This is a genomic window from Pseudomonas sp. IT-P44 (assembly GCF_949768225.1).
Classification (GTDB): domain Bacteria; phylum Pseudomonadota; class Gammaproteobacteria; order Pseudomonadales; family Pseudomonadaceae; genus Aquipseudomonas; species Aquipseudomonas migulae.
Window position 1 is genome coordinate 16,702 of the sequence record NZ_CATKQM010000021.1, and the last position, 14,739, is coordinate 31,440.

A 14,739-nucleotide genomic window follows, 5' to 3' on the forward strand; every position below is an offset into this window, starting at 1 on the left:
GTCAGTTGTAGCCTCCTTTAACCGGTTCGCTGTTGGATGCGGTGGTGGTTCGCAGGCTCTGCGCCAGTTCCACCAATTGCACGAACTCAGAACGCAGACCGAATGGATCATCACCCCGCGCACCGCGAGCCAACGCCTGCGTGTCCTTCAAGCTGAAATCGCCGGTATAACGCCCGTCCTTGAGCTGTTGGGAAAACGCCGCCACGGCCGCCGCAAATCTAAGGTCGTCACTGGCCTTGCCTTCCGAACCAGCGGCAATCGGCCGCTCAATCAAGCGACTGTTCCCACCTTCCGGCAGCTGATAACGCACACGCAGCATCGCCAATTCTCCAGACTTTGCCGAAGTGGCTGACTCAGCGCTGCCATACCGCAATGGTTCCAACCAGCCCTTCTCACCCTTCGGAACAATTTCGTACAACGCCGTGACCGTATGCCCTGCACCGATTTCACCGGCATCGACCTTGTCGTTACTGAAATCCTCACGCTTCAACGCGCGATTCTCATAGCCCAACAACCGATACTCGCTGACCTGCGCCGGGTTGAACTCCACTTGCAGTTTCACGTTCTTCGCCACCACCGCGAGGGTCGAACCGAGCTGATCCACCAGCACTTTGCGCGCCTCGCGCAGGTTGTCGATGTACGCATAGTTGCCATCGCCGGCATCGGCCAGTTGTTCCATCAGGTGTTCATTGTAGTTATCCACACCAAAACCCAGGGTGGTCAGGGAAACGCCGGTCTTGCGTTTATCCACAGCCATTTGCTTGAGGCTGTCGAAGTCGCTGATGCCGACGTTGAAGTCGCCGTCGGTGGCCAGCAGGATGCGGTTGATGCCTTTGGGGATGAACGCTTGCTGTGCCATTTGATAGGCCAGCTCGATGCCCGACGCCCCGGCGGTGGAGCCGCCTGCCGTCAATTGATCGATGGCTGTACGAATTTTCGCTTTTTCCCGTCCGGAAGTTGGCTCCAGCACCACACGCGAATCGCCGGCGTAGACCACCAGCGACACCCGGTCCTGCGCGCGCAATTGATCGACCAGCAATTTCAGCGTGCTTTTGACCAGCGGCAGCCCCTCGCGACGGTCCATCGAGCCGGACACGTCCACCAGAAACACCAGATTCGCCGGGGCCAGTTCAGCCACCGCACGGTCCGATGCCTTGATGCCAATGCGCAGCAAGCGGGTGTGCGGGTTCCACGGCGACGGCGCCAGTTCCGTGGTCACACCAAACGGCGAGCCATCGGTGGGCAACGCGTAGTCGTAGGGGAAGTAATTGACCATCTCCTCCAGGCGCACCGCACCTTCTGGTGGCAGTCGGCCTTGATTGAGCAGGCGGCGGACATTGGCATAAGCGCCGGTGTCGACGTCGGCGCTGAAGGTCGAGACCGGCGCCTCGGCGACGCTGTGAATCGGGTTATCCGCCAGCGCCTGATACTGCTCGCGCTGCTCATCCTGATAACCCGGCGGCGCAGATTCAGGCGCGAAACTCGCCATCGGTGCCGGACTCACGCTGCGTTTGGCCAAGGTCGCATCGGCCATGATCGCCTCACTGCGCACCAGCTCATGTTGTGCAGGAGACGCAACTGAAGGGGATTCAGGCTTGGACGAAACACCACAACCGGCAACGGCCAGCAGCAACCCGACGCTGAAACCCTGGGCGGCCGGGCGGAGGAAATGCAGAGGGAGGGACATGGGGGCTGACCTCAGGAGGAAATTGATCCATTCATCCTCTGAGACGGGCAGCCTCACCAGTTCGGGTTAAACCCGCTGAAAAAAAACATCAGCGGTGATAACGCCGCACCACGCTGCTGTTTTTCAGCACATGACCTTTGATTTTTTCCAGCAACTGCGCGCGGGTCAGACCGGCCGGTAAGGCGTCCGGAGCAAGGTCCAGGGCGTAGAGCTGGATGATGTAGTGGTGGGAGCTGTCGCCGACCGGCGGGCAAGGACCGATGTAGCCGATGGTGCCTTTGCTGTTGCTGCCGCCCACGCCTTCAAACGCAGACTTGGCGCCAACACCGGCCGGAATCTGGCGGGTCGCGGATTTGATGCCGTAATGAATCCAGTGGTCGGAACCCAACCCTTTCTGACCGTCCGGGTCGTGCATGACGATGGCGTAACTCTGGGTGCCCGCAGGGCCTGCGGTCCAGCTCAGGGCCGGGGACTGGTTCTTGCCGCCACAACCGGCCGCATCGCTGGCCGCCGCCGAAGTGAACAGGCGGTTGTCGGTGACACCGGGAATGCTGACGGTGAAGCGTTCTGCGGCCTGCGCCGGAAACTGCACGCAAAGGGCGACGGCAACAGCCGCCAGCCAAGGGTTCAGAGAGGTCAATCGGGTCATACCGGAGCACCTTGTGCGGGTGGGGCCGTGGTCGGCGTGCAAACTATAGCCGGACCGTTCACGCGGTGGCAGTGGGAATTGGCTGAACCTCGGGATAAGCGCCAAACTCTTAAGTGAAACGCTTGCCTGGAGAACGATCATGGCACTGCACCGCGTCGCCCGTTTTGCCGATGTGTCCGAAAACCGAGGCCTGGAAGTCCGGATTGGCGACACCAAGATCGTCTTGCTGCGGGTCGGCGCCCAATTGCGCGCCTATCAGGGTGAATGCCCGCACGCCGGGGCGCCGCTGGCCGAAGGTGCGCTGTGTCACGGTCGTCTGATTTGCCCGTGGCACAAGGCCGCTTACCGGATCGAGGACGGCGCGCTCTGTGAACCGCCGTCGCTGGACAGCCTCAAGCGCTATCCCCTGGAGGTGCGCGACGACGAAGTCTGGGTCGACGATCAGCCGCTGGACGATGCTCACACCCCGCCGGCCGATGATGAACGTACGTTTGTGATCATCGGTGCCGGCGCCGCTGGCACGGCGGGTGCGGCGGCGCTGCGCGAAAAGGGTTTCGGCGGCCGTGTGCTGCTGATCGACCGCGAGCCTGACGCCGGTTACGACCGTACGGTGTTGAGCAAATTCGTGATCGCCGGGGAAATGCCGCCGGAAGAAGTCCCGCCACTGCGCGATGAAAGCTTCTATCGCGAGCAACGCATCGATCGCATCAACGGTGAAGTGGCGAGCCTGGATGCACAAAACCGGACGGTGCAGCTCAAGGACGGCCAGACATTGACCTATGACGCCGCGCTGATCGCCACGGGCGGCACACCGAACGCTCTCGACATTCCCGGCGCCGACCTGCCGCAGGTGTTCTTGCTGCGCTCGAAAGACCAGGCACAACGGATTCTGAACACCGCCAAACCCGGCCAACGGGCAGTGATCATCGGCGACAGTTTTATCGCGATGGAGTCCGCTGCGGCGCTACGCGAATACGGTCTGGACGTCACCGTCCTGGCCCGCCACGCGGTGCCCTTCGCCAAACAGTTCGGCGAAACGGTCGGCAAAGCGATTCTTGCCCACCACGTGGCCCACGGCGTGGTGTTTCATACGGAGGGCGAAGCCGCGCAGATCGAAGGCACGAACAAGGTCGAAGCGGTGCGCCTGGATAATGGTCAGCGCTTTCCGGCGGATTTGGTATTGGTCGGCATTGGCGTCAGCCCGGCCACCGGGCCGTTCAAGGATTTGCCAACGGAAAAGGATCAGTCACTGAAGGTCGACGGCGGGATGCGCGTGACCGAAGGGCTTTGGGCGGCTGGCGATATCGCGACCTTCCCGCTCAATGGCCAACCGCAACGAATCGAACATTGGCGCCTGGCGCAACAACAGGCGCGGATCGCAGCGATGAACATGCTGGGCGGTGATGAGCATTACCTGGATGTGCCGTATTTCTGGACCTGGCACTTCGGCAAGAACTACGACTACCTCGGTCACGCCGAAGCCTGGGACGAAGTCGAGTTCAAGGGTGATCCGTACCATCCCCCCTTTATCGGCCTGTTCGGCAAGAATGGTGTGGTAACCGCCGCCATCGCCTGCGATGAAGAGCGGGCGATGGCAATGCTGGCCGAGCAGATGAAGCAGCCGCTGCCGGTTGACGAGGCATGGCGGCTGATTCGGGACGTCTAGGTGTTACTGAACAACGCCTGCACCACCGAGTTTGCTCATCACAAAGCCGATAAACTCTTCGAGGGTCATTTTCTGGCCGTTGAACTCCACCTGGTTGTTGGCGTAGTGCAGTTTGCTGACGATGTTAGTGCCGTCCAGCGTGGCGAACTGCGTACCGACTGCCATGGCGCCGAACATGTCGGCGGTGGCCGTGGCTTGATCGGCAACGACCTTGACGTCAGCCTGGCCGTCGATCTGGCTCTGGACGCTGAGCAAATCAACCAGCATCGGTTTGGACACCTGGATATTGACGTCCAGCAGGGCAATCAACTGTTTGATCAGTTGATCCGGCGTCAGGTCCAAAGATTGTGGCTTGGTCAGGTCGAGTACCAGGTTGGCGCGACTTTCACCGTTGGCGGTGGTGAACGACAGGTTTTCCAGAGCTACTTGCGGGCCGGCTGCCAGCAGTTTCTCCAGACCGGTTTTCACCTGAGCCTCTTCTTCCGGGGTCAAGACCAGTTCGGGGGCCGGTTCGCCAGCTGCAACCGCTTCGGCGGCGGCCTTCTCGTACGGTTGCAGTTTGGTCTGGTAGATCTGCATCAACGACATCGTGGATGGAATGTCGAGGTTCTTCAGGCTCATGGCCATCTGTGCGGAGCCGACCGTCTTGCCGTTCAGGGACACTTCCCCGATCTTGTAATCGGCACGCCCGGAAGCGCTGGTGCCCGACTCTTCGGTCTGGTTCTTCATTTCAAATTTCTTGATGCCCAGCACCGACTGCTGCGCGCCAAAGGTGGTCTTGCTGTCGGTCAGCTCGACGGTGTTCTCGCCGGTGTAAAAGCCGTAGGTACTTTTGACGAGATTGCTGGCCAGGGTCAGGCCGTTCAATTCGACTTTCACCGGTGTCTGGTCTTCAGCCACGGTGGTCAGTGTGAAGTTGTCCATGTAGCCGTTGGCTTTGACTTTCTGCGCCTGGGCGTTGGCGGCGACCTCGAGGTTCAGGCCGGAAAATTTCAGGTGGGACTTGTCGTCCAGCGCAACATCCAGCGGCAGCAGTTCGAGGGTGCCGTTGGTGGCGTTGTCATAGCCGATGTTGACCACGCCGGTGAGCGGCGATTTGTCCTTGGCAGCGGCGAACCACTTCTCGGTGACCGGGGTCTTTTCCAGTTCGTAGTGACTGGTGGCCATGACCGGCAGCAATTTCAGCGACATCAGGCGCGAGAGCGGCAGCGGACCGTGTTCGATGCGGTCGGTGAAAAGCAGTTCGACCGGTGCTTCGCCGAACATCTCGCCCTGGCCCTTGAGGCGGTAGTGCGCGGTGCTGCTGAATACGTGGCGCTCAAGCGATACCAGTTCCAGCGACGCGGTGCCGTTGGAACCAACCAGCGCGGCTTGCAGCTCTTTGTTGGCGTCGGCGATCGAGGTGTTCAGCACCCCTTCGAGTTTGGTGCCGGTGAACCAGGCACCGCCGGCGCTGATTGCACCGATGGCCACGACGATTCCAAGAAGCACGCCTGCTGATTTATTCATGAATGACCCGTTCAATGTCCGTTGTTTGAGGTGTGGTCGTCTTCCCTGAACCCATTTCGGGTTGCGGTCACGACTGCGCTGAAAGTGCGAAGGAGATTAGCATCAGGCGTACCGGGCGGCCCAATGTTTAAAGGTTAAAGAGTGTCTATGGACCGCGCGGAAGGTTTGAGGGTTTCGGCGGATATGAAAACGCCTTCGCGGGCAAGCCTCGCTCCTACAGGTTTGCGTCGAACACGATATGTGTGAACGACGCAAAACCTGTAGGAGCGAGGCTTGCCCGCGAAGGCGTCAGAACTGACGAAACTGATTCAGGAATACTGCACTTCCATCTCATCCAGCTGATGATCAAAGCTTTTCAGCCGCGCCGTCCACGTATAAACCAGCACTTCAAAATCCCGATTGATCACCGCCCCGCCCGTCACGTCCGCGCGCGGGTCGCAGAAATCCAGCTGATAGCGTTCGCGTGCCATGGCGGCGGCGACATCGGAGAGTTCACGGGCATTATTCAGCCAGTGCCAGTCGTCCTCGGACACTTGTTTGTCGAGGGCCAGGCATTGCTTCTTCAAGGTTTCGAGGCTTTTTTCCAGCGGTGTGCCGGTGAGTTCGCCCATGACTTCCTGGAACGTGCGCCCCGGTTGCCAGTAACTGCCCCAGAAGTAACGATCGAACACCGTTTCGACCCGGCGCAAAGCGACCTTGGTGTCCCAGATCAGCACCAGGGTCTTGCCTTGTTCGAGTTGTCTTTTTTTGATGCGCTGCCCCTGGAACGAAGCCCAGGCCACCACCACGATCGCCATCACCGCGATCAGCGCCGCAGCGCTATCGAGAAACACCAGCGCCTTGTCGATCTGGTGGGCCAGCATGATGCCGTAGAAATAGGTGGCCGACAGCAATACCAACGCCGCAATAGCGCACCAGAAGCCGGGAGCATAAGGGTTTTTCATTGTTGGAATCCCCATGACCAACGCGAGCCTTGATTGATGAGTTCGACGCGCGACCTCATCAAGTCAAAGCATAGCAACGGCCTCAGGGTTTGCCGGTATTCGAGCCTTGCGTTCGTCCGCTTTCCCAGCCGCCACCCAGCGCCAGGAACAGATCGATCTGGCTCAACGCAACCTGAGTGTTGGCGGCGGCCAGTTGTGCCGTGACGTCGGTGTAGGTGCGGGTCGCTTGCAGGTCGGCCAGGAACGACTCGCGGCCGGCCTGGAAGAAACGGTGCGTCTGGTCGGCAGCCAGCTTCGCCGATTGTTCGGCGTCCGCCAGGGCTTCTCGACGCTGCAGCAACGCCGAGTACTGCGCCAGGCTGGTCTGGGTTTCACGTATGGCGTTGAGAACGACACCATCAAAGTGCGCCAGGGTTGCCTGGGTCACGGCTTCAGCTTCGCGGATTCGCGCCCGGGCTCCGTTGGTCGGCACGCTCCAGCTCAGCGACGGGCCGAAGCCCCAGCGATTGGTGGAAGGCTCGCCGAGGTTTTCCAGAATGCCGACGGTGCCGATGGTCGCGCCGATGCGGATGTCCGGGTACAGCTCACCGGTGGCGACACCGATACCGGCCGTCGCAGCAGCCAGCCGACGCTCAGCCTGGCGGATATCGGGGCGACGTTTGAGCAGTGAGGCGCCATCGCCCACCGGCACCAATTGCGCGATTTTCGGCAGCTGCGCGCAACTGGCGGTGCCGGCCGGCAATTGATCGACCGGTTTGGCCAGCAGCATCGACAGGCGGAACAGCCCGGCCTGACGCGCAGCCTCGTAGCGCGGCATCTCGGCGCGCAGGGACTTGAATTGGGTTTGCGAACGGGTGACCTGGGTTTCATCGCCTCGACCGGCATCGCGCAGGCGCTGGATCAGTGTGGTGCTCTGCGATTGCAGATCGAGGGAGTGCTGGGCAATTTCCCGCTCTTCATTAGCCGCACACACCTGGGTGTAGGCGCGCACCACATCGGCCACCAAGGTGATACGTGCGGTATCGGCGGCGGCCTGGGTCGCATCGGCATTGGCCTTGGCGGCTTCGATGCCGCGCTTGAGCGTGCCGAACAGGTCGAACTGGTATGAAGCGCTGATGCCGATATCACCGATGTTGGCCACCGGCACTTTCTCAGGCAACAGGAACGCTTCGCCGGACTCCTGCAAACGCTCGGCGCCCATTTTTATGCCACCGCTCCAGCCACCGGCGGCCTCGGCTTCATCGACCTGCGCGCGAGCCCGCAGCAGACTGGCTGCCGCCACACGCAGATCGGTGTTGGACGCCAACGCTTGCTGGACCAGTTGATTGAGCCGTGGATCCTGATACAGCCGCCACCAATCGGCCGGCACCGGCGCCGAAACCACCGGTTTGCCGTCCACGGCCAGTTCGCCCTGAAAATCTTCGCGGTGAACAGCGGCCTCTTCCGGTAGTTGATAATCCGGCCCGACCGTCTGGCACGCCGACAGCAGCAAACTCAATCCGGCAATCGCCAAACCCGAGGCCCTGCTCATTTGGCCGACTCCTGCTGCTGGTCGCCGATGATCGACACCGTCGCGGTGCGCCCGGCAATCATGCGGAAATCCGCCGGTACGTCGTCGAAGGCGATCCGCACCGGAATCCGCTGCGCCAGCCGCACCCAGCTGAACGCCGGGTTGACGTTCGGCAGCAGGTTGCTGCCGCTGCTGCGGTCACGGTCTTCGATGCCGGCGACGATGCTTTCCACATGGCCGCGCAGGCGAGCGCGGTCGCCGATCACGCGAATGTCGACGCTCTGGCCAACGTGGATGCCGTCGAGTTTGGTTTCTTCGAAATAGCCGTCGATGTGAAAGGAATTGCTGTCCACCACCGACAACACCGGACGCCCGGCGGTGACGAATTCCTGCGCACGCGGCGCGCGGTCGTTGACGTAGCCATCCACCGGGCTGCGGATGGTCGAGCGGTCGAGGTTGAGCTGGGCGCTGTCCACCGCCACTTGCGCTTCCATCAGCGCCACTTCGGCACGGGCGACTCGTGATTGGCTCTCTTCCAGTTGCTCGCCCGGCACCAGATTGCCGAGGCCACGGTTACGCTTGGCTTCGCGTTGCGCTTGCGCCAGGGTTTCCTGACGGTCGGCGACTGCTGCTTTGGCTTGGCGCAGGGCGAGCTTGAAACGGTCCTGATCGATGCTGAACAGCACTTGGCCGCGTTTCACCAATTGGTTGTCGCGCACGTCCACTTGCTGAATCAGCCCGGACACGTCCGGGGCGATCTGCACGATGTCGGCGCGAATGTGCCCGTCGCGGGTCCACGGCGCGAACATGTAATACATCACCATGCGCCAGACCACGACAACGGCGAAGGTCACGATCAGCAGGGTCAGGACCACGCGACCAAGGGTCAGAAAAGGTTTTTTCATGTCATCAGGTATCGACTGAGTGAGTCCACGGCGCCGAGCAGCAAAGCGTAGAGAGCCACGTTGAACAATGCCCGGTGCCAGACCAGACGGTAAAAGTGCAGGCGCGTCAGCAACCCGTGCACCAGCAGGTAAATCACATAGGTAATGCCCATCAGCACCAGCAGCGTGGGCAGGAACACCCCGCTGATATCCAGATCACCGATCATAAAGGCGCTCCATCGATGCCATGGGGAAGCGGTTCTTCGAGGTCGCCGGTGCCGAGGAATTCCACACCGGGCAGCAAGGCCAGACGCAAGCCGCTCAAGGCGTGCAGCAGGTGCAGGCGGGCGCCGTCATCGCATTCGCGGTTCAGGGCGCGGCGCGCGCGGTCCATGGTCATCAACAACGCACTGGGCGCCGGCAAACGTTCGCCAGCCTTGAGGCAGGCCTTGAAATACTCGCCGACCTCGGCCACCACTTGGTGCAGCAATGTCTGCGGTACGCCGAACACCCGCGGCGTGTAGGCCAGCAAGTCGAGCAAGTTCAGCGCCACGCGCACTTCGCGTAATGCGATGCCGGTGTCCTGGCCGGTCATGGCCAAGCGCGGCAAATGCTGCATCAAACGGTCGAGCACCTGCACACCCAAGCGGCGATGCTCGGCCAGGGAGGCCGGCTCGGTGAGGCTGACGATGTCGCGCCAACTGAAACGGGTCAGGCGCTTGGCCGCCAGTTCTGCGCCGAACGGCCGGGCGATCAGGGTCCAGACAAACGCAAACAGCAAACCGACCGGGCCGGCCAGGTTGGAATTGGCGAAGCTGAGGAAATCCGCGTCGTAAGCGCCCTGGATACTGATGAAGGACGAGGTGTTGACCAGCGTCAGCAGCATGCCCAGGTAAAACTGCGGCTTGACCGTCAGGGTGCCGATGCAAATGAACGGCACGGCGAACGCCAGCACCAGCATCGGGAAATCATGCAGGTTAGGCAGCACCAGGAACAGGTAAAGACTGGCGAACAGCACCGACATCGCCGTCCAGAAAAAGAACCGGTAAATCTGCGGCGCCGGGTCGTCCATCGACGCGAAGAAGCTGCACGCCACCGCCGCCAGAATCACCGCGCTGCCGCCGTCGGTCCAGCCGAGCAGAATCCACAACACCGAGGCGACAATGATCGCGGTGACCGTGGACGCCGCCGAATAAAACATCAGCCCACGGTCGAGAAACGGTGACAGGCGACTGAGGCGCCAATGCCGGTACACCGCGCGCCAACTGTCCTGGCTTTCGCACTGTATGGCGTATTGCAGGCTGCGGCAGTCTTGCCACAAATCGACCCATTCGCCGAGACGGTACAGCGCGTTGGAGAACAGCAATTGCTTGCGATCATCCAGCGCTTCGGCAGTGGGTTGCAGCGCTTCGAGTTGATCTTTCAGCGCTTGCCAGCGACCGAGGTCGGCATCTTTGTGGTTGAGCCATTCGGTGGTGGCGGCCAGTAATGGCGCGAACTTATCCACAAGCTCCGGCGTGCGCCGCTCAAGGGCGTAAAGCGCGTCATCGAGCGCATCGATCACCGGCAGCAGATGAATCATTCGGCCGCGCAGTTCCTTGGTATTGCGCACGGTTTGCGGGCGCGCGCCTTCGTGGGGCAACTGGCCGATCATCAATTCCAGGGTGTTGAAGGTCGCGACCATCGACGCGCGCAGCGCGCTGACTTCGTCCGGCTGCACGTTGCGGCTGAGGAATCGCAGGCTGTAGGTCGAGGCATCGGCAAACCATTTGTTCACCGAATCGTTGAACACCGGCGCCAGCCGCCGCGGCCAGAACATCGCGCCGACCACAGCCGCGACGGCGATGCCGAGGAAGATCTCTTCAGTCCGCGCTTCAGCGACATCCCACACCGCCAACGGGTTATCCACCACCGGCAAGGCGATCAGCGGCAAGGTGTAACCGGCAAGCATCAACGCGTAGCTGTTGGCGGTGCGCAAGTGCAACGACAGGAACAGCAGAATCCCGGTCCACAGCGCGATAACGATCACCAGCACATAAGGACTCTGAACAAACATCGGCACAAAAAAAACTGCCGCCGCCGCCCCCAGAAACGTACCGACCGCGCGGTACAACGCCTTGGAACTGGTGGGGCCGACAAACGGACTGGAAACGATGTAGACCGTGGCCATCGCCCAATACGGACGCGGCATCTGCATGAGCATGGCGATGTACAGCGCGATCATCGACGCCGCGAAAGTGCGCACGCCGTAGAACCAGTCCCGCGCCGGGGGAACGCCGGTAAAAAATCCGCTCAAGGGTTCACCACCGACGGAGCGTTGGCCGCCTCAAACGCTTTCAATACCCGCAACGCGGCCTCCAGATCACTCGGGGCGATGCCTTCCAGCACTTCATTACGCAAGCGCACCAACTCGATTTCGACGGCCTGCACCAATTCCCGACCGGTGTCGGTCAGGCTCAGGCATTTGGCGCGGCGGTCATGGGCATCTTCGGTGCGACGAACGTAGCCGGCATGACACAACTGATCGAGCAGCCGCACCAGCGAAGGGCTCTCCATCCCGGCCGCCTGCGCCACCGTCACCTGCCGCACGCCCTCACCCAACCGCCCGATCATCAACAACGGAACGGCGCAGGCTTCGGAGATTCCATAGTTGACCAGCGTGGTCTGGCAGATCTTCCGCCAATGCCGGGCGGCCACCACCATGGAGCTGCTGATGTTCATCTGGAGAGCGTCGAGGTTTTTTGGCACGAGCGGAAAGACACACTGTTAGTTTGCTAACTATCAATATGTCATTTGAGGGGAAAGTTGGTCAAGTTTTGAAACAATTTAGTGGCCATCCGTCGTGAGAGGCATCACCGAAAGAAGTGTGCGTACTGAAGATGTATATACTTCGTCAGTACTCTCATCGAGGATAGCACTATGTCAAAACAAGCCGTTTTTACGATGAAACTTGAGCCTGAGCTGCGTGAACAGTTCATGGCCGAAGCAGAAGCTTCTCATCGACCTGCTTCGCAAATCGTCAGGGAAATGATGCGTCAGTTCGTTCAAACACAACGAGAGTCACGTGAGTACGAAGCGTTCTTGCAACGCAAAGTCGACAACGCACGTATTTCCATGCGGGCTGGCGATGGCCTGACCAATGAAGAAGTTGAAACACAATTCGCTGCCAGGCGTGCGCAGGTAACCAGCAAAGGATGAAGATAATCTGGACGCCCGCAGCAGCACAGGATCGTGCAGACATTTGGGATTACCTGCATGCGGTCAACCCAATTGCAGCTCTCGATATGGACAACCGCTTCAATGATGCGATATCTCGCATTTCCCGGTTTCCTGAAAGCGGCCCTGTCGGAATCATTTCAGGTACTCGCGAGTTGATCCCCCATCAAAGCTATCGTTTGGTTTACCAACTCGAATCGGATGCAGCCTGGATACTCGCGCTCGTCCACACATCCCGACAGTGGCCATCAGAAAGTTGATTTGTTACACCCCGCGCCCTTTCCTCAGCAGCACATCCAGTTGATCCACCACCTCCGCCCAATCCGCGTCATCCAGAATGTCGTCGCGCAAAAACTGCGCCTGGCTCGGGCTCCAGAAAAAGGCGTCGGCCAAATGCAATTCCGGTTTGAGCGGTGAATGGGTGGCGATGAATTTATCGATGCTTTCGGCGTCATCGGGCAGGCCGAGTTGTTTGAACAGGGAAGGGAGGGTGTGGGTTGGGGATTCCATGTCTAGCTCCTTTTTTATGGCAAATGAAGGGTGACTGCTGCGCAGTCAATCGCGGGCAAGCCTCGCTCCTACAGGGAATCGTGGTCCACTGTAGGAGCGAGGCTTGCCCGCGAAGGTGGTGTCACTGTCGCCGCAAAACTCAACTACTCAACTCCCGCACCTCGGCATGCGGCACCATTTTCAGGAACTCCGGCACGCTCATGTGCAGCAGGTTGTTGTGGTTGCCGGCCTCCAGGTAGATGTCGTTCTGCCGGGTCAGCAAGGGGTCGATGACCATGTCCAGGCCATAGGACTCACCCAACGCCGGCACCGCGCCGCGTTCGCAGTCTTCGAACAGATGCGCCAGGGTGCTTTCCCGGGTGATCTGCCACTCGCCGCTGCTGCGCACTTTGCTCAGGTCCAGGTGACGACTCGCCGGCAGCACGGCCATCAGGAAATGACCGTGGTGGTCGTCGAGGATCACCGACTTGGCCACCCGTTCGGCAGGAATGCCCGCGACCCGCGCCGTTTCAAGGCTGCTGGCCGAGTGTGGGTGGGTAACGATGTCAAATTCGCAGTGCGCCTTTTCCAGGCTGCGCTGCATGGTTCTTGCCATACGCATGATGCACCTCGGTGTCCGCAACAACGTTCACGGACAATGAATAAACCTGTTCTCACCATTGAAAAGTCTAGGCCCGCTGGCGTCTTCGCGTGGGAAATCTGCCCGCCGGAACACCGTCGACAACTGTACAAAATTCGTACAATCCTCAGCTCGACTAGACTGTATTTAGCGATGGGCACCAGCGGGAACGCGGACTGAACGGATGGGTGAGGCGCTCTCAGGTTCATCGTCGGAACGCCGCCCGGAACAGGCTCGCGCCTACAAGGAGGGTCAAGTGAACATTCGTTGCTGTGCAGTCGCATTACTGTTGGCCCTGAGCGGGTCGGCGTTCGCGGCGGACACAATCGTGCTGATTCCCAACCCCATCGGAATCTGGCTGATCACATTCGGCATCGCGTTCCTGATCGCCGAAGCCGCCTTGCCCAACTACGGCGTGATCGGGTTGGGCGGGATTGTGATGTTCGTCATCGGCGCGGTGATCCTGAGCAACACCGAAGTGCCTGTGCCGTTGATGATCGGCCTGGGGCTGATCAGCGCGTTGCTGTTGATATTCCTGGTGATCCACGCCCTGAAAACCCGACCGCGCCAAACCGTCAGTGGCGATGCAGGACTGGTGGGCAGCGTGGCCCCGGTGACGTCGTTGCAGCCCGGCAATGCGTGCAACGGCTGGGTGCACCTGCAAGGCGAAAAGTGGCAAGTACTCAGCGCCACGCCACTGCAACCCGGGCAACAGGTCCGGGTGGTGGCACGCAAGGGATTAGTGCTGAAAGTGGCCGCGGCTGACGCGGCGCCGGATGGAGAATAACCATGGGCCTGCAACTGGGTTTTGCCGCGCTGCTGCTGTTGGTGATTGCACTGGCGGGATCGACTTTTCGCATCCTGCGCGAATACGAGCGCGGGGTGGTGTTCCAGCTCGGTCGTTTCTGGCAAGTCAAAGGCCCCGGCCTGATCCTGTTGATTCCGGTGGTCCAGCAAATGGTCCGCGTCGACTTGCGTACCGTGGTGCTCGACGTGCCACCTCAAGACGTGATCACCCGCGACAACGTTTCGGTCAAGGTCAATGCGGTGCTGTACTTCCGCGTGCTCGACCCGCAGAAGGCGATCATCCAGGTCGAAGATTTCCTGATGGCCACCAGTCAACTGGCCCAGACCACTTTGCGCGCGGTGCTCGGTAAACACGAACTCGATGAACTGCTGGCCGAGCGCGAACGGCTGAACATCGACATCCAGCAAGTGCTCGATGCGCAGACCGACGCCTGGGGCATCAAGGTCGCCAACGTCGAAATCAAGCACGTAGACCTCAACGAATCGATGGTCCGCGCCATCGCCAAGCAGGCCGAAGCCGAGCGGGAACGTCGGGCCAAGGTCATCCACGCCGAAGGCGAATTGCAAGCCTCGGAAAAACTCATGCAAGCCGCCGAAATGCTTGGCCGTCAGCCGGGCGCCATGCAATTGCGGTACATGCAGACCCTGAGTTCGATAGCCGGGGACAAGAGTTCGACCATCGTTTTCCCGCTGCCCATCGAGCTGCTCAAAGGCATGGCGGATTTGTCGAAACCTTGA

General features: G+C 60.6%; 16 protein-coding genes. 5 read left to right on the forward strand and 11 right to left on the reverse strand.

Annotated features, from left to right (window positions below; genetic code table 11):
• Nucleotide 1: 1 nt before the first annotated feature.
• Together ACM6IO_RS12365 and ACM6IO_RS12370 are read right to left on the reverse strand one after the other, a co-directional pair.
• Nucleotides 2-1,687, reverse strand: coding sequence for a vWA domain-containing protein (locus ACM6IO_RS12365; RefSeq protein WP_414911540.1), 1,686 nt, complete (start codon nucleotides 1,685-1,687; stop codon nucleotides 2-4).
• A gap of 88 nt (nucleotides 1,688-1,775) precedes the next feature.
• The gene (locus ACM6IO_RS12370) at nucleotides 1,776-2,336 is read right to left on the reverse strand and encodes a YbhB/YbcL family Raf kinase inhibitor-like protein (protein ID WP_008034659.1); all 561 of its coding nucleotides are present in this window, start codon (nucleotides 2,334-2,336) and stop codon (nucleotides 1,776-1,778) included.
• Between the two features lie 139 nt (nucleotides 2,337-2,475).
• Here ACM6IO_RS12370 and ACM6IO_RS12375 point away from each other — a divergent pair, with 139 nt between their 5' ends.
• Complete coding sequence (locus ACM6IO_RS12375; RefSeq protein ID WP_192226667.1) at nucleotides 2,476-4,002, forward strand: apoptosis inducing factor family protein; 1,527 nt, start codon at nucleotides 2,476-2,478, stop codon at nucleotides 4,000-4,002.
• Between the two features lie 3 nt (nucleotides 4,003-4,005).
• Here ACM6IO_RS12375 and ACM6IO_RS12380 read toward each other — a convergent pair whose 3' ends face one another.
• The 7 genes from ACM6IO_RS12380 to ACM6IO_RS12410 form a co-directional block, all read right to left on the reverse strand.
• The gene (locus tag ACM6IO_RS12380) at nucleotides 4,006-5,511 is read right to left on the reverse strand and encodes a YdgA family protein (protein ID WP_223556110.1); all 1,506 of its coding nucleotides are present in this window, start codon (nucleotides 5,509-5,511) and stop codon (nucleotides 4,006-4,008) included.
• 308 nt (nucleotides 5,512-5,819) lie between these two features.
• Nucleotides 5,820-6,455: a hypothetical protein gene (locus ACM6IO_RS12385; RefSeq protein ID WP_008034678.1), complete on the reverse strand. Its 636-nt coding sequence runs from the start codon at nucleotides 6,453-6,455 to the stop codon at nucleotides 5,820-5,822.
• An 82-nt stretch (nucleotides 6,456-6,537) separates the two neighbouring features.
• Nucleotides 6,538-7,986 carry an efflux transporter outer membrane subunit gene (locus ACM6IO_RS12390; protein ID WP_192226663.1) on the reverse strand — a complete coding sequence of 483 codons (1,449 nt, stop codon included), beginning with the start codon at nucleotides 7,984-7,986 and terminating at the stop codon, nucleotides 6,538-6,540.
• A complete protein-coding gene (locus ACM6IO_RS12395) occupies nucleotides 7,983-8,870 on the reverse strand; it encodes an HlyD family secretion protein (protein ID WP_207285558.1) in 888 nt (295 codons plus the stop codon). Before ACM6IO_RS12395 ends, ACM6IO_RS12390 begins: the two co-directional genes overlap by 4 nt.
• Nucleotides 8,867-9,076 (reverse strand): DUF1656 domain-containing protein, encoded by a 210-nt coding sequence (locus ACM6IO_RS12400; protein WP_008034684.1) that lies wholly within the window; start codon nucleotides 9,074-9,076, stop codon nucleotides 8,867-8,869. The genes ACM6IO_RS12395 and ACM6IO_RS12400 overlap by 4 nt, the downstream gene beginning before the upstream one ends.
• Nucleotides 9,073-11,145 carry an FUSC family protein gene (locus ACM6IO_RS12405; protein WP_414911541.1) on the reverse strand — a complete coding sequence of 691 codons (2,073 nt, stop codon included), beginning with the start codon at nucleotides 11,143-11,145 and terminating at the stop codon, nucleotides 9,073-9,075. Before ACM6IO_RS12405 ends, ACM6IO_RS12400 begins: the two co-directional genes overlap by 4 nt.
• The gene (locus ACM6IO_RS12410; RefSeq protein WP_008034693.1) at nucleotides 11,142-11,570 is read right to left on the reverse strand and encodes a MarR family winged helix-turn-helix transcriptional regulator; all 429 of its coding nucleotides are present in this window, start codon (nucleotides 11,568-11,570) and stop codon (nucleotides 11,142-11,144) included. Before ACM6IO_RS12410 ends, ACM6IO_RS12405 begins: the two co-directional genes overlap by 4 nt.
• Before the next feature lie 198 nt (nucleotides 11,571-11,768).
• Between ACM6IO_RS12410 and ACM6IO_RS12415 the strand changes: the two genes are divergently transcribed.
• Nucleotides 11,769-12,047, forward strand: coding sequence for an antitoxin of toxin-antitoxin stability system (locus ACM6IO_RS12415; protein ID WP_226298339.1), 279 nt, complete (start codon nucleotides 11,769-11,771; stop codon nucleotides 12,045-12,047).
• Nucleotides 12,044-12,325: a type II toxin-antitoxin system RelE/ParE family toxin gene (locus ACM6IO_RS12420; RefSeq protein WP_414911542.1), complete on the forward strand. Its 282-nt coding sequence runs from the start codon at nucleotides 12,044-12,046 to the stop codon at nucleotides 12,323-12,325. The genes ACM6IO_RS12415 and ACM6IO_RS12420 overlap by 4 nt, the downstream gene beginning before the upstream one ends.
• 4 nt (nucleotides 12,326-12,329) lie before the next feature.
• On the opposite strand, the gene ACM6IO_RS12425 is transcribed toward ACM6IO_RS12420, so the two are convergent.
• Nucleotides 12,330-12,575, reverse strand: a complete 246-nt coding sequence (locus tag ACM6IO_RS12425; protein ID WP_192226657.1) for a DUF2789 domain-containing protein — start codon at nucleotides 12,573-12,575, stop codon at nucleotides 12,330-12,332.
• A gap of 139 nt (nucleotides 12,576-12,714) precedes the next feature.
• Nucleotides 12,715-13,176 (reverse strand): aminoacyl-tRNA deacylase, encoded by a 462-nt coding sequence (locus ACM6IO_RS12430; RefSeq protein ID WP_008039666.1) that lies wholly within the window; start codon nucleotides 13,174-13,176, stop codon nucleotides 12,715-12,717.
• Between the two features lie 274 nt (nucleotides 13,177-13,450).
• On the opposite strand from ACM6IO_RS12430, the gene ACM6IO_RS12435 reads away from it, so the two are divergent.
• Nucleotides 13,451-13,981, forward strand: a complete 531-nt coding sequence (locus ACM6IO_RS12435) for an NfeD family protein (protein WP_414911543.1) — start codon at nucleotides 13,451-13,453, stop codon at nucleotides 13,979-13,981.
• Nucleotides 13,982-13,983: 2 nt separating this feature from the next.
• The gene (locus ACM6IO_RS12440; RefSeq protein ID WP_008034707.1) at nucleotides 13,984-14,739 is read left to right on the forward strand and encodes a slipin family protein; all 756 of its coding nucleotides are present in this window, start codon (nucleotides 13,984-13,986) and stop codon (nucleotides 14,737-14,739) included.

Excerpts from the sequence above, each read along its gene's own strand:
- ACM6IO_RS12365 (WP_414911540.1), bottom strand. The coding sequence starts at position 1,687 with ATGTCCCTCCCTCTGCATTTCCTCCGCCCGGCCGCCCAGGGTTTCAGC.
- ACM6IO_RS12370 (WP_008034659.1), bottom strand. The coding sequence starts at position 2,336 with ATGACCCGATTGACCTCTCTGAACCCTTGGCTGGCGGCTGTTGCCGTC.
- ACM6IO_RS12375 (WP_192226667.1), top strand. The coding sequence starts at position 2,476 with ATGGCACTGCACCGCGTCGCCCGTTTTGCCGATGTGTCCGAAAACCGA.
- ACM6IO_RS12380 (WP_223556110.1), bottom strand. The coding sequence starts at position 5,511 with ATGAATAAATCAGCAGGCGTGCTTCTTGGAATCGTCGTGGCCATCGGT.
- ACM6IO_RS12385 (WP_008034678.1), bottom strand. The coding sequence starts at position 6,455 with ATGAAAAACCCTTATGCTCCCGGCTTCTGGTGCGCTATTGCGGCGTTG.
- ACM6IO_RS12390 (WP_192226663.1), bottom strand. The coding sequence starts at position 7,986 with ATGAGCAGGGCCTCGGGTTTGGCGATTGCCGGATTGAGTTTGCTGCTG.
- ACM6IO_RS12395 (WP_207285558.1), bottom strand. The coding sequence starts at position 8,870 with ATGAAAAAACCTTTTCTGACCCTTGGTCGCGTGGTCCTGACCCTGCTG.
- ACM6IO_RS12400 (WP_008034684.1), bottom strand. The coding sequence starts at position 9,076 with ATGATCGGTGATCTGGATATCAGCGGGGTGTTCCTGCCCACGCTGCTG.
- ACM6IO_RS12410 (WP_008034693.1), bottom strand. The coding sequence starts at position 11,570 with ATGAACATCAGCAGCTCCATGGTGGTGGCCGCCCGGCATTGGCGGAAG.
- ACM6IO_RS12415 (WP_226298339.1), top strand. The coding sequence starts at position 11,769 with ATGTCAAAACAAGCCGTTTTTACGATGAAACTTGAGCCTGAGCTGCGT.
- ACM6IO_RS12420 (WP_414911542.1), top strand. The coding sequence starts at position 12,044 with ATGAAGATAATCTGGACGCCCGCAGCAGCACAGGATCGTGCAGACATT.
- ACM6IO_RS12425 (WP_192226657.1), bottom strand. The coding sequence starts at position 12,575 with ATGGAATCCCCAACCCACACCCTCCCTTCCCTGTTCAAACAACTCGGC.
- ACM6IO_RS12430 (WP_008039666.1), bottom strand. The coding sequence starts at position 13,176 with ATGCGTATGGCAAGAACCATGCAGCGCAGCCTGGAAAAGGCGCACTGC.
- ACM6IO_RS12440 (WP_008034707.1), top strand. The coding sequence starts at position 13,984 with ATGGGCCTGCAACTGGGTTTTGCCGCGCTGCTGCTGTTGGTGATTGCA.